The organism is Ottowia pentelensis, from assembly GCF_964341695.1.
In genome coordinates, this window is sequence record NZ_OZ224513.1 from 2,364,838 (window position 1) to 2,388,755 (window position 23,918).

The 23,918-nt window shown below is 68.9% G+C and carries 22 protein-coding genes; 13 read left to right on the forward strand and 9 right to left on the reverse strand.

Annotated features, from left to right (window positions below):
* The first annotated feature begins 1 nt into the window (after position 1).
* The 5 genes from ACWHMB_RS11460 (at position 2) to ACWHMB_RS11480 (ending at position 8,465) form a co-directional block, all read left to right on the forward strand.
* Positions 2-1,003, forward strand: a complete 1,002-nt coding sequence (locus ACWHMB_RS11460) for a helix-turn-helix transcriptional regulator (protein ID WP_377485178.1) — start codon at positions 2-4, stop codon at positions 1,001-1,003.
* A gap of 316 nt (positions 1,004-1,319) precedes the next feature.
* Entirely contained in the window at positions 1,320-2,669 is a 1,350-nt protein-coding gene (locus ACWHMB_RS11465; protein WP_377485181.1) for an alpha/beta hydrolase, read from the forward strand.
* Entirely contained in the window at positions 2,666-4,270 is a 1,605-nt protein-coding gene (locus tag ACWHMB_RS11470) for a serine hydrolase domain-containing protein (RefSeq protein ID WP_377485183.1), read from the forward strand. The genes ACWHMB_RS11465 and ACWHMB_RS11470 overlap by 4 nt, the downstream gene beginning before the upstream one ends.
* A 40-nt stretch (positions 4,271-4,310) precedes the next feature.
* The gene (locus ACWHMB_RS11475; protein WP_377485186.1) at positions 4,311-6,368 is read left to right on the forward strand and encodes a hypothetical protein; all 2,058 of its coding nucleotides are present in this window, start codon (positions 4,311-4,313) and stop codon (positions 6,366-6,368) included.
* A 93-nt stretch (positions 6,369-6,461) separates the two neighbouring features.
* Entirely contained in the window at positions 6,462-8,465 is a 2,004-nt protein-coding gene (locus ACWHMB_RS11480; protein ID WP_377485188.1) for a hypothetical protein, read from the forward strand.
* Between the two features lie 70 nt (positions 8,466-8,535).
* Here the strand turns inward: ACWHMB_RS11480 and rplI are convergent, their stop codons facing one another.
* From rplI to tolB, 7 genes are all read right to left on the reverse strand, one after another.
* On the reverse strand, positions 8,536-8,988 hold the full coding sequence (gene rplI / locus ACWHMB_RS11485; protein ID WP_377485189.1) for a 50S ribosomal protein L9: 453 nt from the start codon (positions 8,986-8,988) through the stop codon (positions 8,536-8,538).
* 14 nt (positions 8,989-9,002) lie between these two features.
* Entirely contained in the window at positions 9,003-9,284 is a 282-nt protein-coding gene (gene rpsR / locus ACWHMB_RS11490) for a 30S ribosomal protein S18 (RefSeq protein ID WP_293224874.1), read from the reverse strand.
* Positions 9,285-9,590: a primosomal replication protein N gene (gene priB / locus ACWHMB_RS11495; RefSeq protein WP_377485440.1), complete on the reverse strand. Its 306-nt coding sequence runs from the start codon at positions 9,588-9,590 to the stop codon at positions 9,285-9,287.
* Positions 9,591-9,622: 32 nt separating this feature from the next.
* Positions 9,623-9,988 (reverse strand): 30S ribosomal protein S6, encoded by a 366-nt coding sequence (gene rpsF, locus ACWHMB_RS11500; protein WP_293224872.1) that lies wholly within the window; start codon positions 9,986-9,988, stop codon positions 9,623-9,625.
* A gap of 138 nt (positions 9,989-10,126) precedes the next feature.
* Positions 10,127-10,924 (reverse strand): tol-pal system protein YbgF, encoded by a 798-nt coding sequence (ybgF, locus tag ACWHMB_RS11505; RefSeq protein ID WP_377485191.1) that lies wholly within the window; start codon positions 10,922-10,924, stop codon positions 10,127-10,129.
* Entirely contained in the window at positions 10,921-11,460 is a 540-nt protein-coding gene (gene pal, locus ACWHMB_RS11510) for a peptidoglycan-associated lipoprotein Pal (protein ID WP_293224868.1), read from the reverse strand. Before pal ends, ybgF begins: the two co-directional genes overlap by 4 nt.
* A gap of 47 nt (positions 11,461-11,507) precedes the next feature.
* On the reverse strand, positions 11,508-12,809 hold the full coding sequence (gene tolB, locus ACWHMB_RS11515) for a Tol-Pal system beta propeller repeat protein TolB (RefSeq protein WP_377485193.1): 1,302 nt from the start codon (positions 12,807-12,809) through the stop codon (positions 11,508-11,510).
* Positions 12,810-12,992: 183 nt separating this feature from the next.
* Between tolB and msbA the strand changes: the two genes are divergently transcribed.
* The 7 genes from msbA (at position 12,993) to ACWHMB_RS11550 (ending at position 21,348) form a co-directional block, all read left to right on the forward strand.
* Entirely contained in the window at positions 12,993-14,792 is a 1,800-nt protein-coding gene (gene msbA, locus ACWHMB_RS11520; RefSeq protein WP_377485195.1) for a lipid A export permease/ATP-binding protein MsbA, read from the forward strand.
* Between the two features lie 204 nt (positions 14,793-14,996).
* Positions 14,997-16,232 (forward strand): 3-methyl-2-oxobutanoate dehydrogenase (2-methylpropanoyl-transferring) subunit alpha, encoded by a 1,236-nt coding sequence (locus ACWHMB_RS11525; RefSeq protein ID WP_293224862.1) that lies wholly within the window; start codon positions 14,997-14,999, stop codon positions 16,230-16,232.
* A gap of 3 nt (positions 16,233-16,235) precedes the next feature.
* Complete coding sequence (locus ACWHMB_RS11530; RefSeq protein WP_377485197.1) at positions 16,236-17,276, forward strand: alpha-ketoacid dehydrogenase subunit beta; 1,041 nt, start codon at positions 16,236-16,238, stop codon at positions 17,274-17,276.
* Between the two features lie 4 nt (positions 17,277-17,280).
* Positions 17,281-18,606 (forward strand): dihydrolipoamide acetyltransferase family protein, encoded by a 1,326-nt coding sequence (locus ACWHMB_RS11535; protein WP_377485199.1) that lies wholly within the window; start codon positions 17,281-17,283, stop codon positions 18,604-18,606.
* Between the two features lie 4 nt (positions 18,607-18,610).
* Positions 18,611-20,011 carry a dihydrolipoyl dehydrogenase gene (lpdA, locus tag ACWHMB_RS11540; protein WP_377485201.1) on the forward strand — a complete coding sequence of 467 codons (1,401 nt, stop codon included), beginning with the start codon at positions 18,611-18,613 and terminating at the stop codon, positions 20,009-20,011.
* Between the two features lie 302 nt (positions 20,012-20,313).
* The gene (locus tag ACWHMB_RS11545; RefSeq protein ID WP_377485203.1) at positions 20,314-20,793 is read left to right on the forward strand and encodes a redoxin domain-containing protein; all 480 of its coding nucleotides are present in this window, start codon (positions 20,314-20,316) and stop codon (positions 20,791-20,793) included.
* Between the two features lie 27 nt (positions 20,794-20,820).
* Positions 20,821-21,348 carry a DsbA family protein gene (locus tag ACWHMB_RS11550; protein ID WP_377485205.1) on the forward strand — a complete coding sequence of 176 codons (528 nt, stop codon included), beginning with the start codon at positions 20,821-20,823 and terminating at the stop codon, positions 21,346-21,348.
* Between the two features lie 142 nt (positions 21,349-21,490).
* On the opposite strand, the gene ACWHMB_RS11555 is transcribed toward ACWHMB_RS11550, so the two are convergent.
* Positions 21,491-21,814, reverse strand: coding sequence for a helix-turn-helix domain-containing protein (locus ACWHMB_RS11555; protein ID WP_377485207.1), 324 nt, complete (start codon positions 21,812-21,814; stop codon positions 21,491-21,493).
* Between the two features lies 1 nt (position 21,815).
* Complete coding sequence (locus ACWHMB_RS11560; protein WP_377485209.1) at positions 21,816-22,112, reverse strand: DNA-binding protein; 297 nt, start codon at positions 22,110-22,112, stop codon at positions 21,816-21,818.
* Positions 22,113-22,298: 186 nt separating this feature from the next.
* Here ACWHMB_RS11560 and ACWHMB_RS11565 point away from each other — a divergent pair, with 186 nt between their 5' ends.
* A complete protein-coding gene (locus tag ACWHMB_RS11565) occupies positions 22,299-23,915 on the forward strand; it encodes an FAD-dependent oxidoreductase (RefSeq protein ID WP_377485211.1) in 1,617 nt (538 codons plus the stop codon).
* Positions 23,916-23,918: the final 3 nt, after the last annotated feature.

Sequence of the window (23,918 nt, forward strand, 5' to 3'; positions counted from 1 at the left end):
CATGTCGCCCCCGCCGCCGCCCACCTGCGCCCTGGAGCACTGGGATTCGAGCGCGCTCGCCCCCGCCGAACGCCTGGCCTATTGGCACGACGTGGCGCACAACTGGGTGGACGTGCAACCCCTGTCGCCGGGCGAACAGCTGCAGGCCTCGTGGTCGCTGCTGCGCGGCGCGGATTGCTTCTTCGGCACCAAGCAGTCCAGCGCCTACGAGATGCGCACCGCCGCGCGCCATGTGCCGCCGGGCGAGGACATGGTGGTCATCTCGCTGCTGCAGTCGGGCCAGATGCGCCTGAATGCCGCGCCCGGCGAGCACCAGCACGCCAGCGCCGGCATGCTGGGCCTGTACGTGCCCTACCAGGATGCCTGCTACCGCTGGGGCGCCGGCGCGCGCCAGACCTACATCGCCCTGCCGCGCCGCGAGGTGACCGCCGCGCTGGGGCGCGAGCCGACCAACATGGCCATCGCGCTGGCGCAATGCGCGCTGGCGCCGCTGCTGGCCAGCCAGCTGAGCCACCTGTCGCTGCTGGCGCGCCAGCCCGAGCAGTTGGACGAGCACGAATACGCCGGCCTGCTGGACGCCACGCGCGCCCTCACCCTGCTGACGCTGCGCAACCTGGGGCGCCAGGGCCGCAACCTCGACCGGCCCGACGCTGCCGACCCCCAGCACCGGGGCCGCCACGCGGCCGCGCTGCGCTTCATGCAGCAGCACGCCCACCGGCACGACCTGCACGCCGACGCCATCGCCCACGGCGCCGGCTGCTCGCGCACGCGCCTGTACGAGGCCTTTGCCGCGCGCGGCGAGACGGTGATGGGCACCCTGCGCGAGCTGCGGCTGCAGCGCGCCCGCGCCCTGATCGAGCAGGGCAGCCGCCTGAACGTCGGCGCCCTGTCCTGGCGCTGCGGCTTCGCCGACCCCTCGGGTTTCAGCAAACTGTTTCGCGCGCGCTTCGGCCTGGCGCCGACCGAGTGGCACCAGCAGGCCCGGGCCACGCGCCCGATGTAGCAGCCAGATTTCAAGCCAAAACGTGCCGCAGCGCCCGTCGATCAAGCGCGGGCAGCTCATGTTTCGATAGTATTTCAACCGTTGCCTGGGGTACCCGCGGCGCACCACCCCATCGCGCAGGCCTGCGGCCACACCCGCGGGCGGCATCTTGGGTGCAGGCGTCCCGTCTTCGGTTCATGCGTCCCGCGCCCCTGTGCCGGGCGGCCATCCGGCGGCATGCTGGCAAGCCGAAGCCAGAGCGAACCCGAAACATGGCCGTGCCAGAACCGGGCCGGGTCGAACCGCCCGCCCCGCGCCTTGCATGCCCCTGCCCCCGATGAACCAGCCCCACACCTCCCTGCCCCGCCGGCGCGGCTTCATGGCCGCGGCCGCCTCCAGCCTGGCCCTGCCCGTGCTGGCCCAAAACGGCCCCGCACCCGGCGCAGAGCCGAAACCCGCCCAGGGCCTGGAGCGCAGCCGCACCCGCGTGGCCGGCTTTGCCGACGCCGAGATGGACTACCAGCTGCTGCGCCAGCTGGGCACCGCGCGGTATGGCGGCGCCTCGGTCGGCGAATGCCTGGCCCTGGCCCAGCGCATCCAGAACGGTGACCCAGCCAGCTGGATCGCCCAGTTCGCCGCCGCCGGCGCGCGCCAGCAGGCCGACGCCCAGGCCCGCGCCCAGCGCGGCCACGCGCACAGCGCGCGCGACCAGTACCTGGTGGCCTGCAACAGCTTTCGCGCCGCCGAGTACTACAGCGGCGTGCTCGACCCGCAGCACGCCCGGCTCGGCCTGCACAGCCGCGACTGCTTTGCCGCCGCCATGCGCGCGCAGGGCAGCGCGTTCGAGGCCTTCACGCTGCCCTGGGGCGACACGCCGCTGCCGGCCTACTACTTTCGCAACCCGCAGGCCGGCACACGCCCCGGCAAGACGCTGCTGATCATCAGCGGCTACGACGGCACGCTGGAGGAAACCTGGCTGGCCTACGGCCGCGCGGCGCTGGAGCGCGGCTACCACCTGATGCTGCTGACCGGCCCGGGCCAGATGGACACGCTGCGCTTTCACCCGCGCCTGGCGTTCGTGCCCGAGTACGAGCGCATCGGCAAGCTGGCGCTCGACCACGTGCTGGCGCGCCCCGGCACCGACGCGCGCCGCGTGGCGCTGATGGGCATCAGCTACGGCGGCTATTTCGCCTCGCGCATCGCCGCGCACGAGCCGCGCCTGCGCGCGCTGATCGCCAACTCGCCCATCGTCGACCTGCACGCCTACATGGTGTCCTTCGCCGGCTTCGATCCGGCCGAGATGCCCGACGCGCAGGACATCCACCTGGCCGACATCGACCACATCCCGCCCAGCGAGCTGCCGGCGCAAACGCGCGAGATGATGCGCAACCTGATGCTGCGTTTGGGCCAGGACAGCTTCAAGCAGGCCTACCAGCGCCTGCGCCAGTTCCGCGTCGACGACGCCGGCCTGGCGCGCATCCGCTGCCCCGCCCTGGCCCTGGTCGGCAGCGGCGAGGGGGCGGAGCCCTTGACCCAATACCGCCATTTCATTAAAACTGTCGGCGGCCCGGTCACGGGCCACGTGTTCAGCGCCGAGGAGGGCGCCGACGGCCATTGCCAGGTCGCCAACCTGGCCTATTCGGCGGCCGTCTCGATGGATTGGCTGGACGAGACCTTCGCCACATGACCCTGCCCCCCCGCATCGCAACGCTGCGCACCGGCCTGGGCGCCGCCTGCCTGGCCGTCGCCCTCAGCGCCTGCGGCGGCGACGGCGACATGTCCCCCGCCCCCAACGCCGACACCGTCAAGCAATCCACCGTTCTGCTGGACACCCTGGTGCCGCAGTGGCTGGCGCGCACCGGGGTGCCGGGCGCGGCGGTGTCGGTGGTGTTCGAGGGCAAGACGGTGTACGCCAAGGGCTTCGGCCTGCGGCGCGTGGACGAGGCCGCGCCGGTGGACGCCGACACGGTGTTTCAGATCGCCTCGGTGTCCAAGCCCGTGGGCGCCACGGTGATGGCGGTGCACATGCCGGGCGCGGACGGCGCCGCAGGCACGCCCGCCATCGACTGGAACACCCCCATCCAGCGCCTGCTGCCGGACTTTCGACTGGCCTATCCCGACCCGGCCGACAACGCGCGCCTGACCCTGGGCGAGCTGTACGCGCACCGCAGCGGCCTGCCCGACCATGCCGGCGACGTGCTGGAAGACATGGGTTACACGCGTGCCGACATCCTGCAGCGCCTGCGCTGGGTGGCGCTCAAGCCCTACGGCAGTTACGACTACACCAACTTCGGCCTCACCGCCGCCGCCCAGGCCATGGCCCAGGCGCAGGGCACGGACTGGGCCACGCTGTCCGAGCAAGCGCTGTACCGCCCGCTGGGCATGGCCCACACCAGTTCGCGCTTTGCCGACTTTGCGGCGCAGGCCAACCGCGCCTGGGGCCATGTGCAGGACGGCGTGAGCTACACCAGCTACGGCGCCCAGCCCGGGCACTACATCGTGCAGCAGCCGCCGCGCCAGCCCGACGCACAGTCGCCCGCTGGCGGCGTCAGCTCCAGCGTGGCCGACATGGCGCAGTGGATGAAGCTGGTGCTGGCACAGGGCCAGTGGCAAGGCCGGCAGCTGGCCAGCGGCGCGGCACTGCAGGCGGCCATGACGGCGCGCCCGGGCGGCAAATACGGCTACGGCTTCAATGTCGGTCCCGACCCCATGGGCCACACCAGCGTCTCGCATTCCGGCGCCTTCGTGATGGGCGCGGCCACCAGTTTCATCCTGTGGCCGCAGGCGCAGCTTGGCATCACGGTGCTGACCAACGCCCAGCCGCGCGGCTTGGCCGAAGCCATTGCCCTGGTCTTTGGCGAACGCGCCTGGGGCGACGTGGCGCCCGATGCCCCCGTCGGTGAGCACTGGCTGCTGGCCATGCAGGACATGATGCACAACCTGTACCAGGCCCAGGGACGCCTGGCCGGCCAGGCACCACCGGCCCAGCCCGCGCCGCCGCAGGCGCTGGCGGCCTACGCGGGCGCCTACGGCAACGCCTATTTCGGCACCGCGCAGATCGCGTTGAACGCTGCCGGCGACGGGCTCGATCTGCTCATCGGCCCGGCCGCCGTGCGCTACGCCTTGCGCCACTGGGATGGCGACACCTTCGTCTTCAAGCCGCGCGGCGAAAGCGCCGCGCCCGGCTCGGTCTCGGCCGTGGACTTCACGCCGGGCCAGATGCAGATCGAGCTGTACAGCGAGGACATCCTTCACGGGCGTTTCACGCGCCTGAACGCAGGGTCTTGAAAGCACCTGCCCTCATTCGCGGAACCACGAGAGGTATCCCATGCTCACGCAGCTGCCCCTGAAGCGGATTTCACCCATCGCGTCGGCTCTGCCCATGGCGCTGCTGCTGGCCGCCTGCGGCGGTGACGATGGGCCCATGGTGTACGGCATCGGAGGACCGGGTCTCGGCGCTGGCCCACAAGCCGTCGAGTGCAAGGACTACGACAGCAACCCGGTCATGGTCCTGCCGAAAACCATCACCGTCATCAACAATTCGGGCGGCGTCATCTACCCCGTCATCGCCACCAGCAAGAACGCCGTCAACGAGTGGCTGCAGGGCTGCCGGCGCACGACGGACGCCGTCCCAACCCAGTTCGTCTACAAGCTCTACGTCAACGAAGGCACGGGCTTGCCCGCCAATTCCTCCGTCACCCTCACCCTGCCGCTCTACAGCCAACTGGCCAGCGACCGCTACATCACCTGGTGGAACGGTGGACGGGTGTTGCTGGCCGACCGAAACGACCGCCTGAGCGATGAGTCGGCGACCAGGATCGGCACGCCGGACACCGTCACCTGCCACGCCAGCCATGCGGCTTGCAGCCTGACGACCTACGCCAGCGACGTGCAGTTTCCCGAGAACGTCTATGCCCAGCTGTCGGAGTACACCTTCGGCGACTCGATCATCCCCGCCGGCCAGAGCCTGCGCCTGCTCAAGCCCGAGAACGTGGGCTACAACATCTCCTACGTCGATCACGTCTACATGCCCGTGGCCATCGGGCTGCGGGGCAATCCGTACATCGGCTACAGCGGGTCGGTGCAGCCGCTGGCCCCGTTCAAGCAGAGCCTGAAGAATTTTCTGGCCAGCGACGCCGGCCAGGGCTGGCCGGTCTACAACCTGAACGACGTCAAGCTGCCCGGTGGCTACAACATCTTTGCGCAGCGCAGCGGCACCTTGCCGCCCAAGGACGACGTGCCGGTCAAACCCGCACAGGGCTTTCCGCCCGTGCTCACGGTGCAGGCCTGCATCGACGGGCAGTGCGACGACGAGCAAAAGGCCCATCTGCACTTCGGCCAGGCCGTGCAGCGCATGCAGAACCTGTGGGGTTCCTGCGTGGCATGGAACGAGGATCTCAGCCCCTACGTCACCGAGACCATCGCCTGCCCGCAAGACATGCGCGAGCGCATGGAGGTGGTCAAGCAGTTCTTCATCCAGAACCACAAGAACTACCTGCAGTTGTACGCCGCCGGGCAATGCAAGGGCAGCAAGCCCGAGAAGCCCGAGTTCAATTTCTGGGAAGCCATGATGCACATCTACGGCTGGGTGCCGTTCAACGAGGGCTGCGGCGCGGGTGCCAACAAGCTGGCGGACACCCAGATTCCGGGCTGGGATCACGGCAAGCTCCAGTCCATGTACATCCACGAGCTGCAGTACAACCAGCAGCAACCCGCCGTACAAGCCAACCCCAAGCTCACCTTCAACCCCTACGTCAAGCTGGTTCACGACGATCTGGGCATGAACGCCTACGCGTTCTCGGTGGACGACGCGGTGGGTTTCATGAGCGAGCTGGGCGACGGCCTGGTCTTCACCGTTGGCGGGCCGCAGGGGCTCGAAAACGAAAAGCAGTTCAGTTACGCCGATGGCTTCACCCTCAACATGGGGCCGCCCAAGGGCGGCGCGCCCAACAAGGCCGCCATCAAGTCCTATGGGGTGTGCGCCGGCACGATGGCGCAATGCGCGCAAGACATGCACCAGAACGTCTTCATGCCCGACGACAGCGAAATCCTCGGCTTTCGCGTGGGCACGGTGGCCGGCTACCCGGTGGTGGTGCGCTTTACCGACCTGGACGACAACGTCTACACCGTCCCCGTCATGGAGAAATTCGCCCCCTGCCCGAAGGAAGGCAAGTTTCCCTGCGAACGCGACCGCATCCCCAACGCGGCATCCATCATGGACCTGGCGAATTGCAGCGTGCACAAGGGCGGCATCGATGGTCCGCTGCACCCCAATTCAGGGCGATGGTGCGCCGGCGTGAGTCCCAATGAGCAGAAGGAAGGCAAGCAGGCCCAGGTCATCAAGAACTTCCTGACCTTTCCGGTTCCGGTCGATTCGCTGCCATGACTTGGTCCGCCATCCGCGTCGATGCCAGCAGCCTTCTTCGACCCCGCAAGTTTTGAGCACGCAAGAACCCTTCAACTTCATGGAGTGAGCGAGATGAAACTGTTTCACCTGTTGTTGCTCGGCATGGCCCTGTTCATCGCCGGTTGCGGCGGCGACGACAACACGGCCGACAACGGCGATCCGACCCAGCGCATCTACGTGCTGGCCGCCGCCAGCGGCAACGCCGGCGCCGCCAGCGCGGGCCTGGACGTGACGGTGACGCTGAGCGGTGTGGAGCCCGAGGTCGACTGGTACAGCGACCGGCCCGACCGGCTCACCGGCGACGCCAAGACGCAGGCCTTCATCGATGCCGACTGGCAGCAGGTGTACGGTGGCGTGGCGCCCAACGCCCTGCTGCAGTTTCACGTGGCCGGCGACGTGCACGCGCTGTTCGGCAGCGTGCGCGACGTGGCCTACGACGGCAACGCTCGCAGCCTGCGCTTCACCCTGCACGTGGCGAAGGCGTCCGATGCCTTCAGCGCCTCCGCCGGCGGCTTCACCCGCCCGGTGCTCACCCTGCTCAACAACCTCCAGCCGCCCGCCGAGGGCTCCAGCTTCGCGCTGGCGGCCGCGCGCACGGCGCTGGCCAAGGACAGCGCCGGCAACTGGCGGCTGGAATTGGAGGGCGTCGACCCGAACGTGCTGTGGATGAACAACGCGCCCGCGCGCAGTGCCGACGTCGAGAGCCTGGGCCAGTTCGTCAACCTGTGGTCCGAGCGCTTCAGCGCCGTGCTGCCCAACGCCTCGGTGGCCGGCGACCCCGGCGACGGCGACTACGACATCATGCCGCTGACCCTGTCCGACCCGCGCTACGACGTCGCCTCCGGCCGCCTGAGCTTTGCCGCCACGCTGCTCGCCGGCCCGGGCGTGCCCGACGCCGGCACCGTGCTGAGCAACGCGGTGCTGTTCGTCGACGCCGGCGCGCGCGGCATCCCGTCCGAGGTGTTTGCCCAGAACTGGCGTGGCGTGGCGTACTCGGCCATTCCGGCCAAGTTCCTCGCGCCACCGACAGGCGCCTTCTTCGACTCGGACACCACCGCCGAAGCCTTCCAGGCCTTGTGGGGCAGCAAGAACGGCTGCGGGCGCAACGACCTGGAAGCCATGGCCGCGCAAGGCATCAACCTGGTGCGCCTGTACGACTACAACTACCAGCGCGGCTCCGACAAGTGGGAAACCGGCGGCAACGGCCACATCGCCTTCCTGGACAAGGCGCAGTCGCTGGGCATCAAGGTGATCATCCCGGTGTCCAACTACAACTTCAAGAATCGGGACCGAGAAAACCGTCCGTGGGACAACATCGACAACACCGTCACGCAGATCGTCGCCAGCGTCAAGAAGAACGGCGCCATCCACCCGGCCGTGCACTCGTTCAGCATCGGCAACGAGCTGGACCTGAACCAGGACGGCGAAACCTCGGCCACCCTGATCCCCAAGGCCGTGCGCGTGGCCAAGCTGCTGCACCAGCTGGCGCCCGACCACTACATGACGGTGCCGGTCAGCAACGGCGACGAGAAGAAGTTCTACAACCTGCTGCGCGATCAGTTGCCGGCCGATCTGTACGCAAATCGCTTCTACAACGCGGTGCAGACCTTCAAGCTCAAGACCGGCGACGACCTGAAAAACAACATCCTGCAGGCCTACGACGACCTGAAGCTGGGCGTGCCGCTGGTGATCACCGAGCTGGGCACCAACAGCAAGGCCATCGGTTCGGTGGACGCCAAGGTCGACGCCGTGGTGGGCCAGGCCAGCGCTGTGCGCGAATACATGGACGCCAACCCGCAATCGCTGGTCAAGGGCTTCGCCATCTTCGAATGGCAGAACGCCAACTGGAAGCGCGACAGCAAGCCCGACAACACCGAGAGCACCTTCGGCATCCACGCCTACGACGGCACGCTGTGTCAGTCCAAGACCGGAACGTTCGGCATGTGGAACGCCGAGACACAAGTCTGGGCGGACTTTCACCAGGACGAGACCTACGACGTCGACAAGCTGGCGCCCCTGACCAGCGCGGCCCATCCCGAGGGGCTGCTGACGGCGCTGTCCAAGTACTTCAAGTAGCCCCCTGTCGAGGCTCAAAAAAACAGCCGCCCGAGGGCGGCTGTTTGCTTGACGGGGGTCGAGCGCCCGGTCAGGCGGTCTCGCCGTAGACCGAGACGGTGATCTCGGCATCCACGTCGGTGTGCAGGGACACGGCGACGGTGGTGTCGCCGATGGTCTTGATCGGGCCGTTGGGCAGGCGGATCTGCGCCTTGTGCACGTCGAAGCCCTGCTTCTTCAGCTCGTCGGCGATGTCGTGGTTGGTGACCGAGCCGAACAGGCGGCCATCGACGCCAGCCTTCTGGGTCAGCTTGATGGTCTGCTCGTGCAGCTTGGCGCCCAGCGCCTGGGCGGCGGCCAGTTTTTCGGCGGCGTGCTTTTCCAGCTCGGCGCGGCGGGCTTCGAATTCGGCCTTGGCGGCGGTGGTGGCGCGACGGGCCTGACCGGTGGGGATCAGGAAGTTGCGCGCGTAGCCGTCCTTGACCTTGACGATGTCACCGAGGGCACCCAGGTTGACGACCTTATCCAGAAGAATGACTTGCATGAGAGGCTCCTTCTTCAGACGCGGTGCTGGTCGGTGTAGGGCACCAGGGCCAGAAAGCGCGCGCGCTTGATGGCGGTGTTGAGCTGGCGCTGGTAGATGGCGCGCGTGCCGGTCAGGCGGGCAGGCACGATCTTGCCGTTCTCGCCGATGAAGTCGCGCAGGGTGTCGATGTCCTTGTAGTCGATTTCCTTGACACCGGCCACCGTGAAGCGGCAATAGCGCTTGCGCTTGAACAGCAGCGACTGGGTGTTGCGCTTGGGACGCTTGTCCTTGTTGAATTTCTTGAAAGCGGGCATTTAAGAGCCTCCGTGAATGTGATCTTGCTGAAAATCCTGGATGTGGAGCACGACGTGCTTGCCTTGACGGGGACTGGCCAGAAAGCCGCTGAAGCACCAATGCGAGCCGATGGGCTGGCGGACCAGCCGCTCGGCCACCGTGCCCAGCGCCACGGCCTTGAGGGCCGCCTTCACCTGCCGCGGTTGGCCGCCTTCCTCGATGCGCGACTCGTGTTCGAGCCGCAAATCCAGGGCGGGCAGGCCGGCCGGGGTGTGGCGCAGGGCACCGGCTTCGGCGATGGTGGCGCTCAGGCGCGTGAGGTTGATGCCCTCCGCACTTGGCGCGTCCCCGCCTGGGCTCAGTTGCCGGCCTCCGCCTGCTGGGCCTTGCGTGCTTCCTCGCGCTCGACGCTCTTCATCATCGACGAAGGCGCGGTGTCGGCCTGCTTGCGCTGCACCGTCAGGTGACGCAGCACGGCATCGTTGAAGCGGAAGGCGTGCTCGAGCTCGCCCATCACGGCCTGGTCGGCCTCGATGTTGACGCACAGGTAGTGCGCCTTGCTCAGCTTGTTGATCTGGTAGGCCAGCTGGCGGCGGCCCCAGTCTTCGACGCGGTGGATCTTGCCGCCGCCGGCCGTGACCATGCCCTTGTAGCGCTCCAGCATGGCAGGCACCTGCTCGCTCTGATCCGGATGGATCAGCAAAATGATCTCGTAGTGACGCATTCACACTCCTTGTGGATGAAGGGCCATGTGCAAACGGCCCAAAGGGAAAGCCGCCCCCGGCGTCGAGCGGGGTGCGGCAAGGAAACCGATGATTATAGCAGCGCGCTGCGGCTCGAGGACTGAACCGACGCGCCGGCCTTACTTCAGCTTGCTCAGGCGCTCGCGCCCGGCCTGGGCGGCCTCGGACTGCGGATACTGCTTGATCAGGTTGCCCAGCGTGGCGCGCGCGCCGGCCGTGTCCTTCAGCTCGATCTGGCAGTTGGCGATGGACAGCATGGCCTCGGGCGCCTTGGCGTGGTTGGGCGCGCTGGCCAGCAGCGAGCGGAAATTGCCGATCGCCTCCTTGTAGTTGCGCGTGGCGTACTGGGCGTTGCCCAGCCAGAACAGGGCCGCCGGCGTCAGGCTGCTGGCGGGGTAGCGCTTGACGAAGCCGGCAAACGCGGTCTGCGCCGCCGGCCAGTCGCCCTTGCGGAACACCGCCAGCGCGGCGTCGTAGTCCTGCTTCTCGGCGCCGCTGCTCTCGGGCGCACCCGTCGCGGCGCTGGCGCCGGGCTGCTCGGCGTTGGCCGCGTGCCCGCCCTGCTCCAGCTTGCCCAGGCGCTGATCGACGCTTTCCTGCGTACTGGCCTGGCGTTGCTGCAGCTGGGAGATGTCGCGCGTGAACTGCTCGTCCTGTCCGCGCAGGCTCGCCAGCTCGCCGCGCAACTGCTCGATTTGCTGCTGCAATTCGAGCATGCTGCGGCGCAGCTGCGTGTTCTCATCGACCAGCTTGTTTTGCGCCGTCACGGCCTGGTCGAAGCGCTGGCGCAAGTCCAGGATGGCCTGGCGCGCCTGGTCGTCACCGAACAGCTGCGCCTGCGCCGGCACGGCGGCCAGGCCGGCCCAGGCCAGCACCAGCGCCCCGAAGAGATGCCTGGAGGACGCTTTCATGGTCATTGATAGCGGAACTCGACGCGGCGGTTTTGCGCGTAGGCTTCTTCGCTGTTGCCTTCGACCGCAGGCTTTTCCTTGCCGAAGCTGACGGCCTCGATCTGGCTGTCGCTGGCGCCGACCAGGGTCAGCGCGCGGCGCACGGCCTCGGCACGCTTTTGGCCCAGGGCCAGGTTGTACTCACGGCTGCCGCGCTGGTCGGTGTTGCCCTCCAGCACCAGGCGGGCGTTGGGGTGCGACTGCAAAAAACGCGCGTGCTGGTCGACCACCGACTGGTACTCGGGCTTGACCACGTAGCTGTCGTAGTCGAACAGGATCACCTTGGCCACGCCCACCGGGCCGGCCTTGTCGGCCGCCGACGCGCCGGCCTGCACCTGGGTGACCGAGCTCTGGCCCGTGCCCTGCCCGGCCGCGCCGCCGGCGCCCGCGCCCGCCGCGGTGGACGAACCTTCGGCCGGCTGGTCCAGCTTGACGTCGGAGCCACAGCCGGCCAGCACCAGGGCCGTGGCCATGGCGATCAGCATGAACATGCGTTTGAACATCGAATTTCTCCTGCTAGGGTGTGTCAAAAAAATTGGTCGAAAATCGGTCAGCGGGTGAACGGCCCCCAGGTGGGCTCACGCAAATCGCCGCCCTGGCCCGCCAGGCGCGCCTTGATCTTGCCGTCCACCGTGGTGGTCATAAGGGCCTCGCGCCCGCCTTGGCGCGTGGCGTAAACAATCAGCTTGCTGTTGGGGGCAAAGCTGGGGCTCTCGTCGTCGCTGGTGTCGGTGATGGCGGTGCTGTTGCCGCTGGCCAGATCCATCACGTTCAGCTTGAAGGCGCCGCCGGTGCGCGCGATGTAGGCCATCCAACGACCGTCGGGGCTGATGTTGGGCGAGACGTTGTAGTTGCCGCCAAAGGTCACGCGCTGGGCCGCGCCACCACCGGCCGGCATGCGGTAGATCTGCGGCGCGCCGCCGCGGTCGCTCACGAAGTACAGGGTCTTGCCGTCGGGCGAAAAGGCCGGCTCGGTGTCGATGCTGGGCGACGAGGTCAGCCGGCGCGGCTCGCCGCCGCCGGCGCTGATCTGAAACAGCTGCGAGCCGCCGTCGCGCGACAGCGTGACCACCAGCGAGCGGCCATCGGGCGCCCAGGCCGGCGCGCTGTTGGAGCCCTTGAAGTTGGCCAGCAGGCGCCGCCGCCCGGTGGCCACGTCGTGCACGTAGATGACCGGCTTGCGCGCCTCGAAGGACACATAGGCCAGCTGGCGCCCGTCGGGCGACCAGGCGGGCGAGATGATGGACTCGGGGCTGGACAGCGCGGGCTGCGCGTTCTCGCCGTCGGCGTCGGCCACCCACAGGGTGTAGCGCTTGCCGTTTTGCGTGACGTAGGCGATGCGGGTGGAAAACACGCCCTTGTCGCCGGTCAGCTTCTCGTAGATGTAGTCGGCGCTCTTGTGCGCGGCCAGGCGCAAGTCGGCCTGCGGCACCACGTAGCCCTGCCCGCCCAGGTCGGCGTCGCGCACCACGTCCCACAGGCGAAAGCGCACGTCCCAGCGGCCGTCGGGCTGGCGTGCCACGCTGCCACCCACCAGGGCGTCGGCGCTGCGCTGGCGCCAGCCGGCCATGTCGGGGCGGGTGGTTTCGTCCATCGCCACGCCCGCCGCCTCGACGCCGCGGAACTGGCCGCTGCGCTCCAGATCGGCGCGGATGATTTCGCTGATTTTCTGCGGCGAGGCCGATTCACCGCGAAACGGCGCCACCGCGATCGGCATCTGGGTCAGGCCGACGCCCGACACCTCGACCCGGAACTGGGCCAGCGCCGGCAGCGCGGGGGTGAACAACAGGGCGCCCAACAGGCTGCGCCGGCGGCCGCTGGGCGCTCGGCGAGGGGAGATGTCAAAGTTCATGCAACGCGATCTGGAAACGGCCCGCAGCAGGCAGCGGCTGGGGCCCGATGTTACACATGTGAGGCGGCGCCACGTCACAAACTGTAGCGCGCACCCGAAAAGCGGTCAGAGACGGCGCGCGGGCGTTGGTTCCCGGCACGACGCTGGCGCACCCTAGAATGGTCCGTTTTGCGCGCCCACCGCATGCCCACCGAAACCCCGACCACGCCCGCTGTCGCCACGCTGTCGCTGTGGCAGCGCCTGCGCCGCCTGTGGCCGTATTTCGGCCAGTACCGGGCCGGGTGGTTTCTGGCCATCGGCGCCACCTTCATGAGTGCGCTGACCGAGCCGGCCATCCCGGCGCTGCTCAAGCCCCTGCTGGACGAAGGCTTCACCGAGGGTGACTTGCAACTGTGGATGGTACCGACCGCCATCATCGGCCTGTTCACGCTGCGCGGGCTGGCGCAGTTCGCCAGCAAATACGCGCTGTCGCGCATCGCCGCCGACGGCATGGTGGTGCTGCGCCAACAATTGTTCGAGCGCCTGCTGCACGCCGACCTGAGCCTGTTCACGCGCCAGTCGGCCAGCCAGTTGGCCAACACCATCGTCTACGAGGTGCAGACCGGCTCCACCCTGCTGGTGCAGGCGCTGCTGAACCTGGGGCGCGACGGCTTCACGGTGGTGGCGCTGCTGGCCTACCTGATCTACCTGAACTGGAAGCTGACGCTGATCGTGCTGGTGCTGGTGCCGGCCGTCGCCCTGATCCTGAAGGTGCTGTCGCGCCGGCTGTACCAGGTCACGCGCGAAAGCCAGGACGCCACCGACGAGCTGGCCTACGTGGTGGAGGAGAACGTGCTTTCGCACCGCATGGTGCGCCTGCACCAGGCCCAGGCGCAGCAGGGCCGGCGCTTTGCGCTGCTGAGCCGGCGCCTGCGCGACCTGGCGCTGAAGGCCACGCGCGCCTCGGCCGCCACCATGCCGCTGTCGCAGCTGGTGGCCGCCATCGCGCTGTCGACCGTCATCGCCATCGCCCTGTCGCAGGGGCGCGGTGGCGGCGGCGCCATCACGGTGGGCGGCTTCGTCGCCTTCATCGGCGCCATGCTGATGCTGGTGTCGCCCACGCGCCGGCTGGCCGACGTGGTGCACCCCGTCACGCGCGGGCTGGCGGCGCTGGAGCGCGGACTGGAACTGCTGGATGGCGTGCAGCCCGAGGCCGAGGCAGCGCCAAATGCCAGCACCGCCGTGCCCGCCCGCGCGCGCGGCGACATCGAATGGCGCGGCGTCAGCGTGCGTTACCGCGACGACGCGGCGCCCGCCCTCGACGCGGTGGACCTGCACGTGCGCGCGGGCGAGACCGTGGCCTTGGTCGGCTCCTCGGGCTCGGGCAAGACCACGCTGGCCAACCTGCTGCCGCGCTTCGTGCCGCTCAACTCGGGCCAGATCCTGCTGGACGGGCTGGACATCGCCCGTTGGCCGCTGGCGGCGCTGCGCGCGCAGTTCGCGCTGGTCAGCCAGGACGTGACCATGCTCAACGACAGCATCGCCGCCAACGTGGCGCTGGGCGCCGAGCCCTTCGACCGCGAGCGCGTGCAGCGCTGCCTGCAGCAGGCCAACCTGGCCGATTACGTGGCCGCCCTGCCCCAGGGCATCGACACCGTGGTGGGCCACAACGCCACCGAGCTGTCGGGCGGCCAGCGCCAGCGCCTGGCGATTGCCCGCGCGCTGTACAAGGACGCGCCGGTGCTGCTGCTGGACGAGGCCACGTCGGCGCTGGACACGCACAGCGAGCGCCTGGTGCAGCAGGCGCTGCACACCGCCATGGCCGGCCGCACCACCCTGGTCATCGCGCACCGGCTGTCGACCATCGAGCACGCCGACCGCATCGTGGTGATGGAGCGCGGCCACGTGATGGAGCAAGGCACGCACGCCGAGCTGATGGCGCGCGGCGGCCGCTACGCGCGCCTGCACGGCCAGTCGCTCGAGCTGCCCGCGCAAGCCCATTGAAGCGGGCGCCGGCGCCGCGGTCGGCCCGCCGCGCGGCAAACCCCTGATCGGGGTGAGTTCTTCGCAGACGTTGGAGCATAGGGCCGCGCTCGGCTACCATGGCGCCTGCGCTACCGCGCAACACCAAGGCACGGAGCGCCTCACCCGGCGTGCCGCGCGCACCTGCAACGAGGCACGCAACACGATTGCGTTCGGAGACAGAGCATGACAGAGCACCCAGCCCTTCGGCTGCACGTGCCCGAGCCCACGGGGCGGCCGGGCCACAAGACGGACTTTTCCTACCTCAGCACCTCGCCCGCGGGCTCGGTGCGCCGCCCGCCCACCGACACCCCCGCCGCCGACACGGCCGATCTGGCCACCAGCCTGGTGCGCGTGCTGGGCGAAGACGGCAAGGCCGTCGGCCCCTGGGCCCCTGCCATCCACCCCGACCGCCTGCGCCGCGGCCTGCGCGCCATGATGAAGACGCGCATCTTCGACGCCCGCATGCTGACCGCGCAGCGGCAGAAAAAGCTGTCCTTCTACATGCAGTGCCTGGGCGAGGAGGCCATTGCCGTGGCCCACGCGCAGGTGCTGCAGGACGGCGACATGTGCTTTCCCACCTATCGCCAGCAGGGCCTGCTGCTCTCGCGCGACGATATCTCGATGGTCGAGCTGATCTGCCAGCTGATGAGCAACCAGCGCGACCCGATCAAGGGGCGCCAGCTGCCGGTGATGTACTCGTACAAGCGCGCCGGCTTTTTCACCATCTCGGGCAACCTGGCCACCCAGGTGCCGCAGGCCGTGGGCTGGGCCATGGCCTCGGCCATCAAGGGCGACACCAAGATCGCCTCGGCCTGGATCGGCGATGGCGCCACCGCCGAGTCGGACTTCCACACCGCGCTGACCTTCGCCCACGTCTATCACGCGCCGGTGATCATCAACGTGGTCAACAACCAGTGGGCCATTTCCACCTTCCAGTCGATCGCCGGCGGCGAGGGCACCACCTTCGCGCAACGCGGCGTGGGCGTGGGCATCGCCTCGCTGCGCGTCGACGGCAACGACTTCCTGGCCGTGCACGCGGCCTCGCACTGGGCGGCCGAGCGCGCGCGCGGCAACCACGGCCCGACCCTGATCGAGTGGGAAACCTACCGCGCCGGCCCGCACTCCACGTCCGACGACCCGAGCAAGTACCGCCCGGCCGACGACTGGCAGCGCTTTCCGCTGGGCGATCCAATCGAGCGCCTGAAGAAGCACCTGATCGTCATCGGCGAATGGAGCGAGGAGCAGCACGCGCAGGCGCACAAGGCGCTTGAAGTTGAAGTGATCGCCGCGCAGAAGGAGGCCGAGCGCTACGGCTCGCTGCTCGACGGCCGCGTGCCCAGCGCCGCGACCATGTTCGACGACGTGTACAAGGAGCTGCCCGAGCACCTGCGCCGGCAGCGCCAGCAGTTGGGGGTGTAGGCCATGGCACAACACGACAAGGACCCGGCCCGCGTGCCCATGACCATGATCCAGGCCCTGCGCTCGGCCATGGACGTGATGATGGCGCGCGACGACAACGTCATCGTCTACGGCCAGGACGTGGGCTACTTCGGCGGCGTGTTTCGCGTCACCGAGGGCCTGCAGGCCAAGTACGGCAAGACGCGCTGCTTCGACGCGCCGATCAACGAAAGCGGCATCGTCGGCACCGCCATCGGCATGGCCGCCTACGGCCTGCGGCCGGTGGTCGAGATCCAGTTCGCCGACTACTTCTACCCCGCCACCGACCAGATCGTGTCCGAGGCGGCGCGCCTGCGCCACCGCTCGGCCAGCGACTTCAGCGCGCCCATGACCATCCGCATGCCCTGCGGCGGCGGCATCTACGGCGGGCAGACGCACAGCCAGAGCCCGGAGGCCTTCTTCACCCACGTGTGCGGCCTGCGCACGGTGATGCCCAGCAACCCGGTGGACGCCAAGGGCCTGCTGATCGCCGCCATCGAGTGCGACGACCCGGTGATCTTTCTGGAGCCCAAGCGCCTGTACAACGGCCCGTTCGACGGCCACCACGACCGCCCCGTCGTGCCCTGGTCCAGGCACGAGCTGGGCAAGGTGCCCGAGGGCTACTACAGCGTGCCGCTCACCAGCGCCGCGGTGTTTCGCCCCGGCAAGGCGGTGACGGTGCTGACCTACGGCACCATGGTGTGGGTGGCCGAGGCGGCCGCGCGCGAGGCCGGCATCGACGCCGAGATCATCGACCTGCGCAGCCTGTGGCCGCTGGATCTGGACACCATCGTCGAGTCGGTCAAGAAGACCGGCCGCTGCGTGGTGGTGCACGAGGCCACGCGCACCAGCGGCTTCGGCGCCGAGCTGGTGGCGCTGGTGCAGGAGCACTGCTTCTATCACCTGGAGGCGCCCATCGAGCGCGTCGCCGGCTGGGACACGCCCTACCCGCACGCCCAGGAATGGGCTTACTTCCCCGGGCCTTCGCGCGTTGCCGAAGCCCTCAAGCGCACTCTGGAGGCCTGACGTCATGGGTATCTACGTGATCCGCGTGCCCGACATCGGCGAGGGCATTGCCGAGGTGGAACTGGTGGCCTGGCACGTGCAGCCGGGCGACGCCGTGGTGGAAGACCAGCACCTGGCCGACGTGATGACCGACAAGGCCACCGTCGAGGTGCCTTCGCACGTGCACGGCAAGGTGCTGGCGCTGGGCGGCAGCCCGGGTCAGGTGATGGCCGTCGGCGCCGAGCTGGTGCGCCTGGAGGTGGAAGGCGCGGGCAATCTGCAAGAAAATGAACAAAAAGCGGCTCCAGCCCCCGCCCACCCTGCGGCAGCAGCTCCTGCAACAATAGCAACCACAGCTGCGCCCGCAGTCCCCACGTCCGCCCCCGCGTCGGCACCCAAGCCCGCCGCTCCCGTGCCAGCGCCCGCCCCCGCGCGCAGCCCGGCCCCGGCCCGGCACGCCAGCGTGGCGCGCAAGGAAGGCGAGCGCCCGCTGGCCGCGCCCTCGGTGCGCCGCCGCGCGCTGGACTTAGGTATAGATCTGCGCATGGTGCACGGCAGCGGCCCGGCCGGCCGCATCGAACACGCCGACCTGGACGCCTACGCGGCCGGCGGCGGCCAGCCGGCCGTGGCCGGATCGCCCTACGTCGAGCGCCATGGCGAGCAGGCGGTGCCCGTCATCGGCCTGCGCCGCAAGATCGCGCAGAAGATGCAGGAGGCCAAGCGCCGCATCCCGCACTTCAGCTACGTCGAGGAAGTGGACGTGACCGAGCTGGAAGCCCTGCGCGCGCAGCTCAACGCCCGGCACGGCGCCGCGCGCGGCAAGCTGACCCTGCTGCCGCTGCTGGTGCGCGCCATGGTGCTGGCGCTGCGCGAGTTTCCGCAGATCAACGCCCGCTACGACGACGAGGCCGGCGTGGTCACGCGCTTCGAGGCGGTGCACCTGGGCGTGGCCACGCAGACCGACGGCGGCCTGATGGTGCCGGTGCTGCGCCACGCCGAGGCACTGGATTTGTGGGCCTGCGCCGCCGGCATCGCCCGCGTGGCCGAGGGCGCGCGCACCGGCAAGGCCGCGCCGGGCGAGCTTTCGGGCTCCACCATCACCCTCACCAGCCTGGGGGCGCTGGGCGGCATCGTCAGCACGCCGGTCATCAACCACCCCGAGGTGGCCATCGTCGGCGTCAACCGCATGATCGAGCGGCCCATGCTGCGCAGTGGCCAGGTGGTGGCGCGGCAGCTGATGAACCTGTCTTCGTCCTTCGACCACCGCGTGGTGGACGGCATGGACGCCGCGCGCTTCATCCAGGCCGTGCGCGCCCTGCTGGAAACCCCGGCCCTGCTGTTCGTGGAGTGAATCGATGAGCAAGGAAATCAACACCAAGCTGCTGGTCATCGGCGGCGGCCCCGGCGGCTACGTGGCGGCCATCCGCGCCGGGCAACTGGGCATCTCCACCGTGCTGGCCGAAGGCGCGCAGCCCGGCGGCACCTGCCTCAACATCGGCTGCATCCCGTCCAAGGCGCTGATCCACGCCGCGCACGCCTTCGAGCAGGCACGCCACCAGGCCAAGGGCTCGCCACTGGGCATCCGCGTGGCCGACCCGAGCATCGACATCGCGCAGACCGTGCGCTGGAAGGACGGCATCGTGCAGCGCCTCACGGGCGGCGTGGGCGCGCTGCTGCGCAAGGCCGGCGTGCAGGTGCTCAAGGGCTGGGCGCAGATCGAGGACGGCAAGACCGTGACCGTCAAGCCGCACGAGGGCGAGCCCGTGCGCGTGCACTGCGAGCACCTGCTGCTGGCCACCGGCTCCGAGCCGGTCGAGCTGCCCAGCATGCCTTTCGGCGGCGCCATCTGGTCGTCCACCGAGGCCCTGTCGCCCGCCGCCCTGCCCAAGCGCCTGGTGGTCGTCGGCGCCGGCTACATCGGGCTGGAGCTGGGCATGGCCTATCGCAAGCTGGGCGCCGAGGTGACGGTGGTCGAGGCCATCGACCGCGTGCTGCCCACCTACGATGCCGAGCTGACCCAGCCGGTGCTGGACGCGCTCAAGAAAAGCGGCATCACCCTGCACCTGGGCTGCAAGGTGCAGGGCTGGGACGCCAAGCACGGCGTGCACGTGCGCAACGACGTCAAGGCCGAGGACTTCACCCTGCCCGCCGACCGCGTGCTGGTGGCCCTGGGCCGGCGCCCGCGCACCGGCGGCTTCGGGCTCGAATCGCTGCAGTTGGACATGGCCGGCCGCCACGTCGCCATCGACGCGCACTGCCGCACCTCGATGCGCGACGTGTGGGCCATTGGCGATGTCACGGGCGAGCCCATGCTGGCACACCGCGCCATGGCCCAGGGCGAATGCGTGGCCGAGCAAGTCGCGGGCCAGAACCGCCGCTTCGAGCCCATGGCCATCCCGGCCGTGTGCTTCACCGACCCCGAGGTCGTCGTCGCCGGCCGCACGCCCGCCGAGGCGCGCGCCGCCGGCATCGACTGCATCGAGGCGCAGTTTCCCTTTGCCGCCAACGGCCGTGCCATGACGCTGGAGGCCGGCAGCGGCTTCGTGCGCGTGGTGGCGCGCAAGGACAACCACCTCATCCTCGGCTGGCAGGCCGTCGGCCAAGGCGTGGCCGAACTGGTGGCCGCCTTCAGCCAGTCCATCGAGATGGGCGCGCGGCTGGAAGACGTGGGCCACACCATCCACGCCCACCCCACGCTGGGCGAGGCGGTGCAGGAGGCGGCGCTAAGGGCGCTGGGGCAGGCACTGCACGTGTGACTTGACGTCGCCCGCTTCGTAGAAATCAGAGCAAAAACAGCTGCTTGCGCTTGCTGGACAAGCGCGAGCAGCTATCAATCTTGCAGCTCCTGCCATCGCCCGCTGCACATGGTGCGGTGCCCCCTGATTCACGAACCCGAATCGTCCATCGCAGAGCCCGCTTCGCCAATCTGAACACCTTTCCAAGTAGACGGGCCGCTTCACTGACCTGCCGGCAAGCCGCCGCTGCCCGCCGTACACTTTCCCTGCGGTATCCGCATCGGCATCCTGCGCGCGAGGCCGCCTTTGCCCGAGGATCAGCCATGACCAACGCCGCCGACCCCACCCCCATCCTGCCTGCCGGCACGCTCGCGCCCGATTTCAGCCTGTCCGCCACGCCCGACCAGCGCCTCCGGCTGAGCGAGCTGCGCGGCCGCCCGGTGGTGCTGGTGTTCTACCCCGCCGACTGGAGCCCCGTCTGCGGCGACGAATTGGGGGTGTTCAACGCCGCCATGCCGCTGTTCAAGCCCAAGCAGGTGCAGGTGTTGGGCATCTCGGTCGACAGCGCCTGGTGCCACCAGGCTTTCATTCAGGCGCGCAAGCTGCAGTTCGACCTGCTGGCCGACTACGAGCCCAAGGGCGCCGTCTCGCGCCAGTACGGTGCCTACGACGGCAACGCCGGTTGTAGCAAGCGCGCGCTGTTCCTGGTCGACAAGAACGGGCAGATCGCCTGGAGCTACCTGTCGCCCGTCGCCATCAACCCCGGCGTCGACGGGGTGCTGGACGCGCTCGACCGCCTGTGACCGCCCCACCGACTTGAAAGACCTGCCATGTCCACCCTGCGCTACCCCATCGTCGCCGACGACCACCTGCTGGGCAATGCCCGCGCCGCCGTGCAACTGGTCGAGTACGGCGACTACCAGTGCCCCTACTGCGGCGAAGCCCACCTCGTGGTCAAGGAGTTGGCGCGCCGCTACGGCCAGCAGATCGCCGTGGTGTTTCGCAACTTCCCGCTGACCGACGCGCACCCGGAGGCCCTCAACGCTGCCCTGGTGGCGGAGTTTGCCGGCACGCAAGGCCAGTTCTGGGCCGCGCACGACGCCTTGTACGAGAACCAAGATCAGCTTGGCCCCGAGCTGTACGGCCAGATCGTGGCCTCGCTCGGCACGACGGCGGATGACTTCCAGCAGGCCATCGACAGCGGTGCGCTCGAACAACGCATCCGCCACGACATCGACACCGGCTTGCGCAGCGGCGTCAACGGCACGCCCTGCTTTTTCATCAACGGCCAGCGTGCGGACCTGAGCTCCTTCGACAGCCTGCTGGACATCGTCGGCCAACGGGTGGCGCGGACTTGAACTCCACCCGTTTTCTTGCCCCACTCGGCGACATTGCACGCGCACGCGGATCATCCAACTGGCTGCTCAAACCGACTTGATCCGCATGGGTCTAATGAAATGAAATTGGGAAAAATCAGGGGGCGGATCAAGACTTCTCCGCTCACACCGCGCTCAGCTCTCGCGACAACTCGGGGTGTTTGATGATGAGCCGCAGCAGGCAAAGCACGCCACCGGGCGGTGCAAACCGGCCCTGCTCCCAGTCGCGGAGAGTCGCCACGGGCGTTGCAATGCGCTCGGCAAACGCGGCTTGAGTCAGACCCGCCTTCTGACGCGCCTGGCGAACCAGAATTTGCTCAGGGGTGGTCACGCGGCCCAGCCCCGCCTGGGCTTCGGCGAGTGCCTGACGCAGATCGGGCAATGACTCGTCCGCATCGGCCTCGATGGCCGCTGCCACTTTGTCTAGGTTCATCTTCTTGATGTTCATGTCACACCACCTTCTTGATATCGGCCGCAAGCATGTTGGATCGGTCGGCCTTGGCATATGCCGCTACCAACAACACGACTTCCTGCTCGATCAGGTTGAAGTAGATCACCCGCGCGCCGCCTGACTTGCCCAGCCCACTTCGACTCCAGCGGACCTTGCGTGCACCGTCGGCGCCAGGGATCACATCTCCCGTCAGCGGATTCGCTGCAATCCAGTCGATGAATTCAAGCCGCTCGTCCTCCGTCCACAGCTTCGCCGCTTGCTTCTGGAAGGTAGGCGTTTCGATCACCATACGCATGCAACGATTGTACGGGATATCAGTACATTCTGGGGCTCTCACGCCATTCACTGTGGCGGAAGAATCGAGAGGACGGCCGCATGGATGCCACACCCTGCGAGCGCGTAACGACGGCGACAACGCGTGAACTGGGCGCTTCGATACACTCAAACACAAGCCCCATCCACTCCCGCAACGCACGCAACCATGAACTCAACGCAGCACGACGCGGTGATCGCCGGCGGCGGCCTGGCCGGCATCGTCACCGCGCTCGAACTGCTGCGCGCCGGCAAGACCGTGGCGCTGCTCGACCGCGACACGCCCGAGCGGCTGGGTGGCCTGGCGCTGTGGGCCTTTGGCGGCATGGCGCTGGTGGGCACGCCGCTGCAGGCCAGGAGGAAGATCCCCGACACGCCCGAAATCGCGCTGCGCGACTGGCTGCGCTTTGGCGAACTGGATGCGGGCGACGAATACCCGTTGCAATGGGCGCGCCACTACGTGCAGCATTCGCGCGCGCAGGTGCACGACTGGCTGCTGAACGAGGGCGTCACCTTCATGCCTGCGGTCAACTGGGTCGAGCGCGGCCGGCACGGCGACGGCAACAGCCTGCCGCGCTATCACATCGTGTGGGGGACGGCGCGTCACATGACGGAGCGGCTGATCGCCGCGCTGCGCCAGGCCGGCGCCGGCGGGCGCTTGAGCCTGCTGCACCGCCATCGCGTGACGGGCCTGGAGCGGCACGGCGGGCAGATCGCCGGCGTGAACGCGATCGACGAGGCGACGGGCGCCGAGCTGCGCCTGCAGGCCCCAGTGGTGGTGCTGGCCATGGGCGGCATCAACGGCAGCCACGCCGAGGCGCGCAAGAACTGGCCGGCCGACCGCCCCTGCCCCGCCGCCATGCTGAATGGCGCGCACCCCCTGGCCGACGGCGCGCTGCACCACTGGGCCGCCGATCACGTGGGCGCACAGATCACCCACGCGGGCGAGATGTGGAACTACGCCGCGGGCATTCCGCACCCCTTTCCGCACTTCGCGGGCCATGGCCTGTCGCTGATCCCGTGCAAGTCGGCGCTGTGGCTGGACCACACGGGCCGGCGCATCGGCCCCGAGCCGCTGGTGACGGGCTTCGACACCCACTGGCTGTGCCAGCGCGTGGCGGCGCAGGCCAAACCGTGGACCTGGCACCTGCTGAACTGGCGCATCGCCGCCAAGGAGTTCGCCATCTCGGGGGCCGAGCACAACGCGCGCATCCGCGACCGGCAGTTCCTGCCGTTCCTGAAGGAAACCCTGCTGGGCAACCACCGCCTGGTGCGGCAGATGCAGCAGCAAAGCCCGCACTTCATCGTGGCCGACAGCCTGCCGCAGCTGGCCGGCCAGATGAATGCGCTGACGGCCTCGCACGACATCGATGCCGCCGTGCTGCAGGCCACGGCCGATGCCTTCGACGCCAACTTCGCCCACGGCAGCAAGCTGGAGAACGACGAGCAGATCCGCCGCATCCGCCATGCGCGCCAGTGGGGCCCCGACAAGCTGCGCACCGCCAAGCCCGCGCCGCTGCAGACGAAGGGCGCGGGCCCCTACATCGCCATCCACATGCAGCTCATCACGCGCAAGAGCCTGGGCGGCCTGCGCACCGACCTGGCCAGCCGCGTGCTGGACGGTGCCGGCCAGCCGATCGACGGCCTGTACGGTGTGGGCGAGGCAGCGGGCTTTGGCGGCGGCGGCGCCAGCGGCAAGCGCTCGCTGGAAGGCACCTTCCTGCCCGGCTGCATCCTGACGGCGCGCGCGGCGGCGCGCCACATCCTCACCGGCGACACGCCTTGAAGG

What these genes read in the sequence shown, in the direction of transcription:
- ACWHMB_RS11535 (WP_377485199.1), top strand. Translation starts at nt 17,281, where the DNA reads ATGGGTATCTACGTGATCCGCGTGCCCGACATCGGCGAGGGCATTGCC.
- ACWHMB_RS11460 (WP_377485178.1), top strand. Translation starts at nt 2, where the DNA reads ATGTCGCCCCCGCCGCCGCCCACCTGCGCCCTGGAGCACTGGGATTCG.
- rpsF (WP_293224872.1), bottom strand. Translation starts at nt 9,988, where the DNA reads ATGCGTCACTACGAGATCATTTTGCTGATCCATCCGGATCAGAGCGAG.
- ACWHMB_RS11545 (WP_377485203.1), top strand. Translation starts at nt 20,314, where the DNA reads ATGACCAACGCCGCCGACCCCACCCCCATCCTGCCTGCCGGCACGCTC.
- rplI (WP_377485189.1), bottom strand. Translation starts at nt 8,988, where the DNA reads ATGCAAGTCATTCTTCTGGATAAGGTCGTCAACCTGGGTGCCCTCGGT.
- ACWHMB_RS11475 (WP_377485186.1), top strand. Translation starts at nt 4,311, where the DNA reads ATGCTCACGCAGCTGCCCCTGAAGCGGATTTCACCCATCGCGTCGGCT.
- ACWHMB_RS11470 (WP_377485183.1), top strand. Translation starts at nt 2,666, where the DNA reads ATGACCCTGCCCCCCCGCATCGCAACGCTGCGCACCGGCCTGGGCGCC.
- ACWHMB_RS11550 (WP_377485205.1), top strand. Translation starts at nt 20,821, where the DNA reads ATGTCCACCCTGCGCTACCCCATCGTCGCCGACGACCACCTGCTGGGC.
- ACWHMB_RS11530 (WP_377485197.1), top strand. Translation starts at nt 16,236, where the DNA reads ATGGCACAACACGACAAGGACCCGGCCCGCGTGCCCATGACCATGATC.
- ybgF (WP_377485191.1), bottom strand. Translation starts at nt 10,924, where the DNA reads ATGACCATGAAAGCGTCCTCCAGGCATCTCTTCGGGGCGCTGGTGCTG.
- lpdA (WP_377485201.1), top strand. Translation starts at nt 18,611, where the DNA reads ATGAGCAAGGAAATCAACACCAAGCTGCTGGTCATCGGCGGCGGCCCC.
- ACWHMB_RS11525 (WP_293224862.1), top strand. Translation starts at nt 14,997, where the DNA reads ATGACAGAGCACCCAGCCCTTCGGCTGCACGTGCCCGAGCCCACGGGG.
- ACWHMB_RS11480 (WP_377485188.1), top strand. Translation starts at nt 6,462, where the DNA reads ATGAAACTGTTTCACCTGTTGTTGCTCGGCATGGCCCTGTTCATCGCC.
- tolB (WP_377485193.1), bottom strand. Translation starts at nt 12,809, where the DNA reads ATGAACTTTGACATCTCCCCTCGCCGAGCGCCCAGCGGCCGCCGGCGC.
- ACWHMB_RS11565 (WP_377485211.1), top strand. Translation starts at nt 22,299, where the DNA reads ATGAACTCAACGCAGCACGACGCGGTGATCGCCGGCGGCGGCCTGGCC.
- rpsR (WP_293224874.1), bottom strand. Translation starts at nt 9,284, where the DNA reads ATGCCCGCTTTCAAGAAATTCAACAAGGACAAGCGTCCCAAGCGCAAC.
- ACWHMB_RS11465 (WP_377485181.1), top strand. Translation starts at nt 1,320, where the DNA reads ATGAACCAGCCCCACACCTCCCTGCCCCGCCGGCGCGGCTTCATGGCC.
- pal (WP_293224868.1), bottom strand. Translation starts at nt 11,460, where the DNA reads ATGTTCAAACGCATGTTCATGCTGATCGCCATGGCCACGGCCCTGGTG.
- ACWHMB_RS11555 (WP_377485207.1), bottom strand. Translation starts at nt 21,814, where the DNA reads ATGAACATCAAGAAGATGAACCTAGACAAAGTGGCAGCGGCCATCGAG.
- msbA (WP_377485195.1), top strand. Translation starts at nt 12,993, where the DNA reads ATGCCCACCGAAACCCCGACCACGCCCGCTGTCGCCACGCTGTCGCTG.
- ACWHMB_RS11560 (WP_377485209.1), bottom strand. Translation starts at nt 22,112, where the DNA reads ATGCGTATGGTGATCGAAACGCCTACCTTCCAGAAGCAAGCGGCGAAG.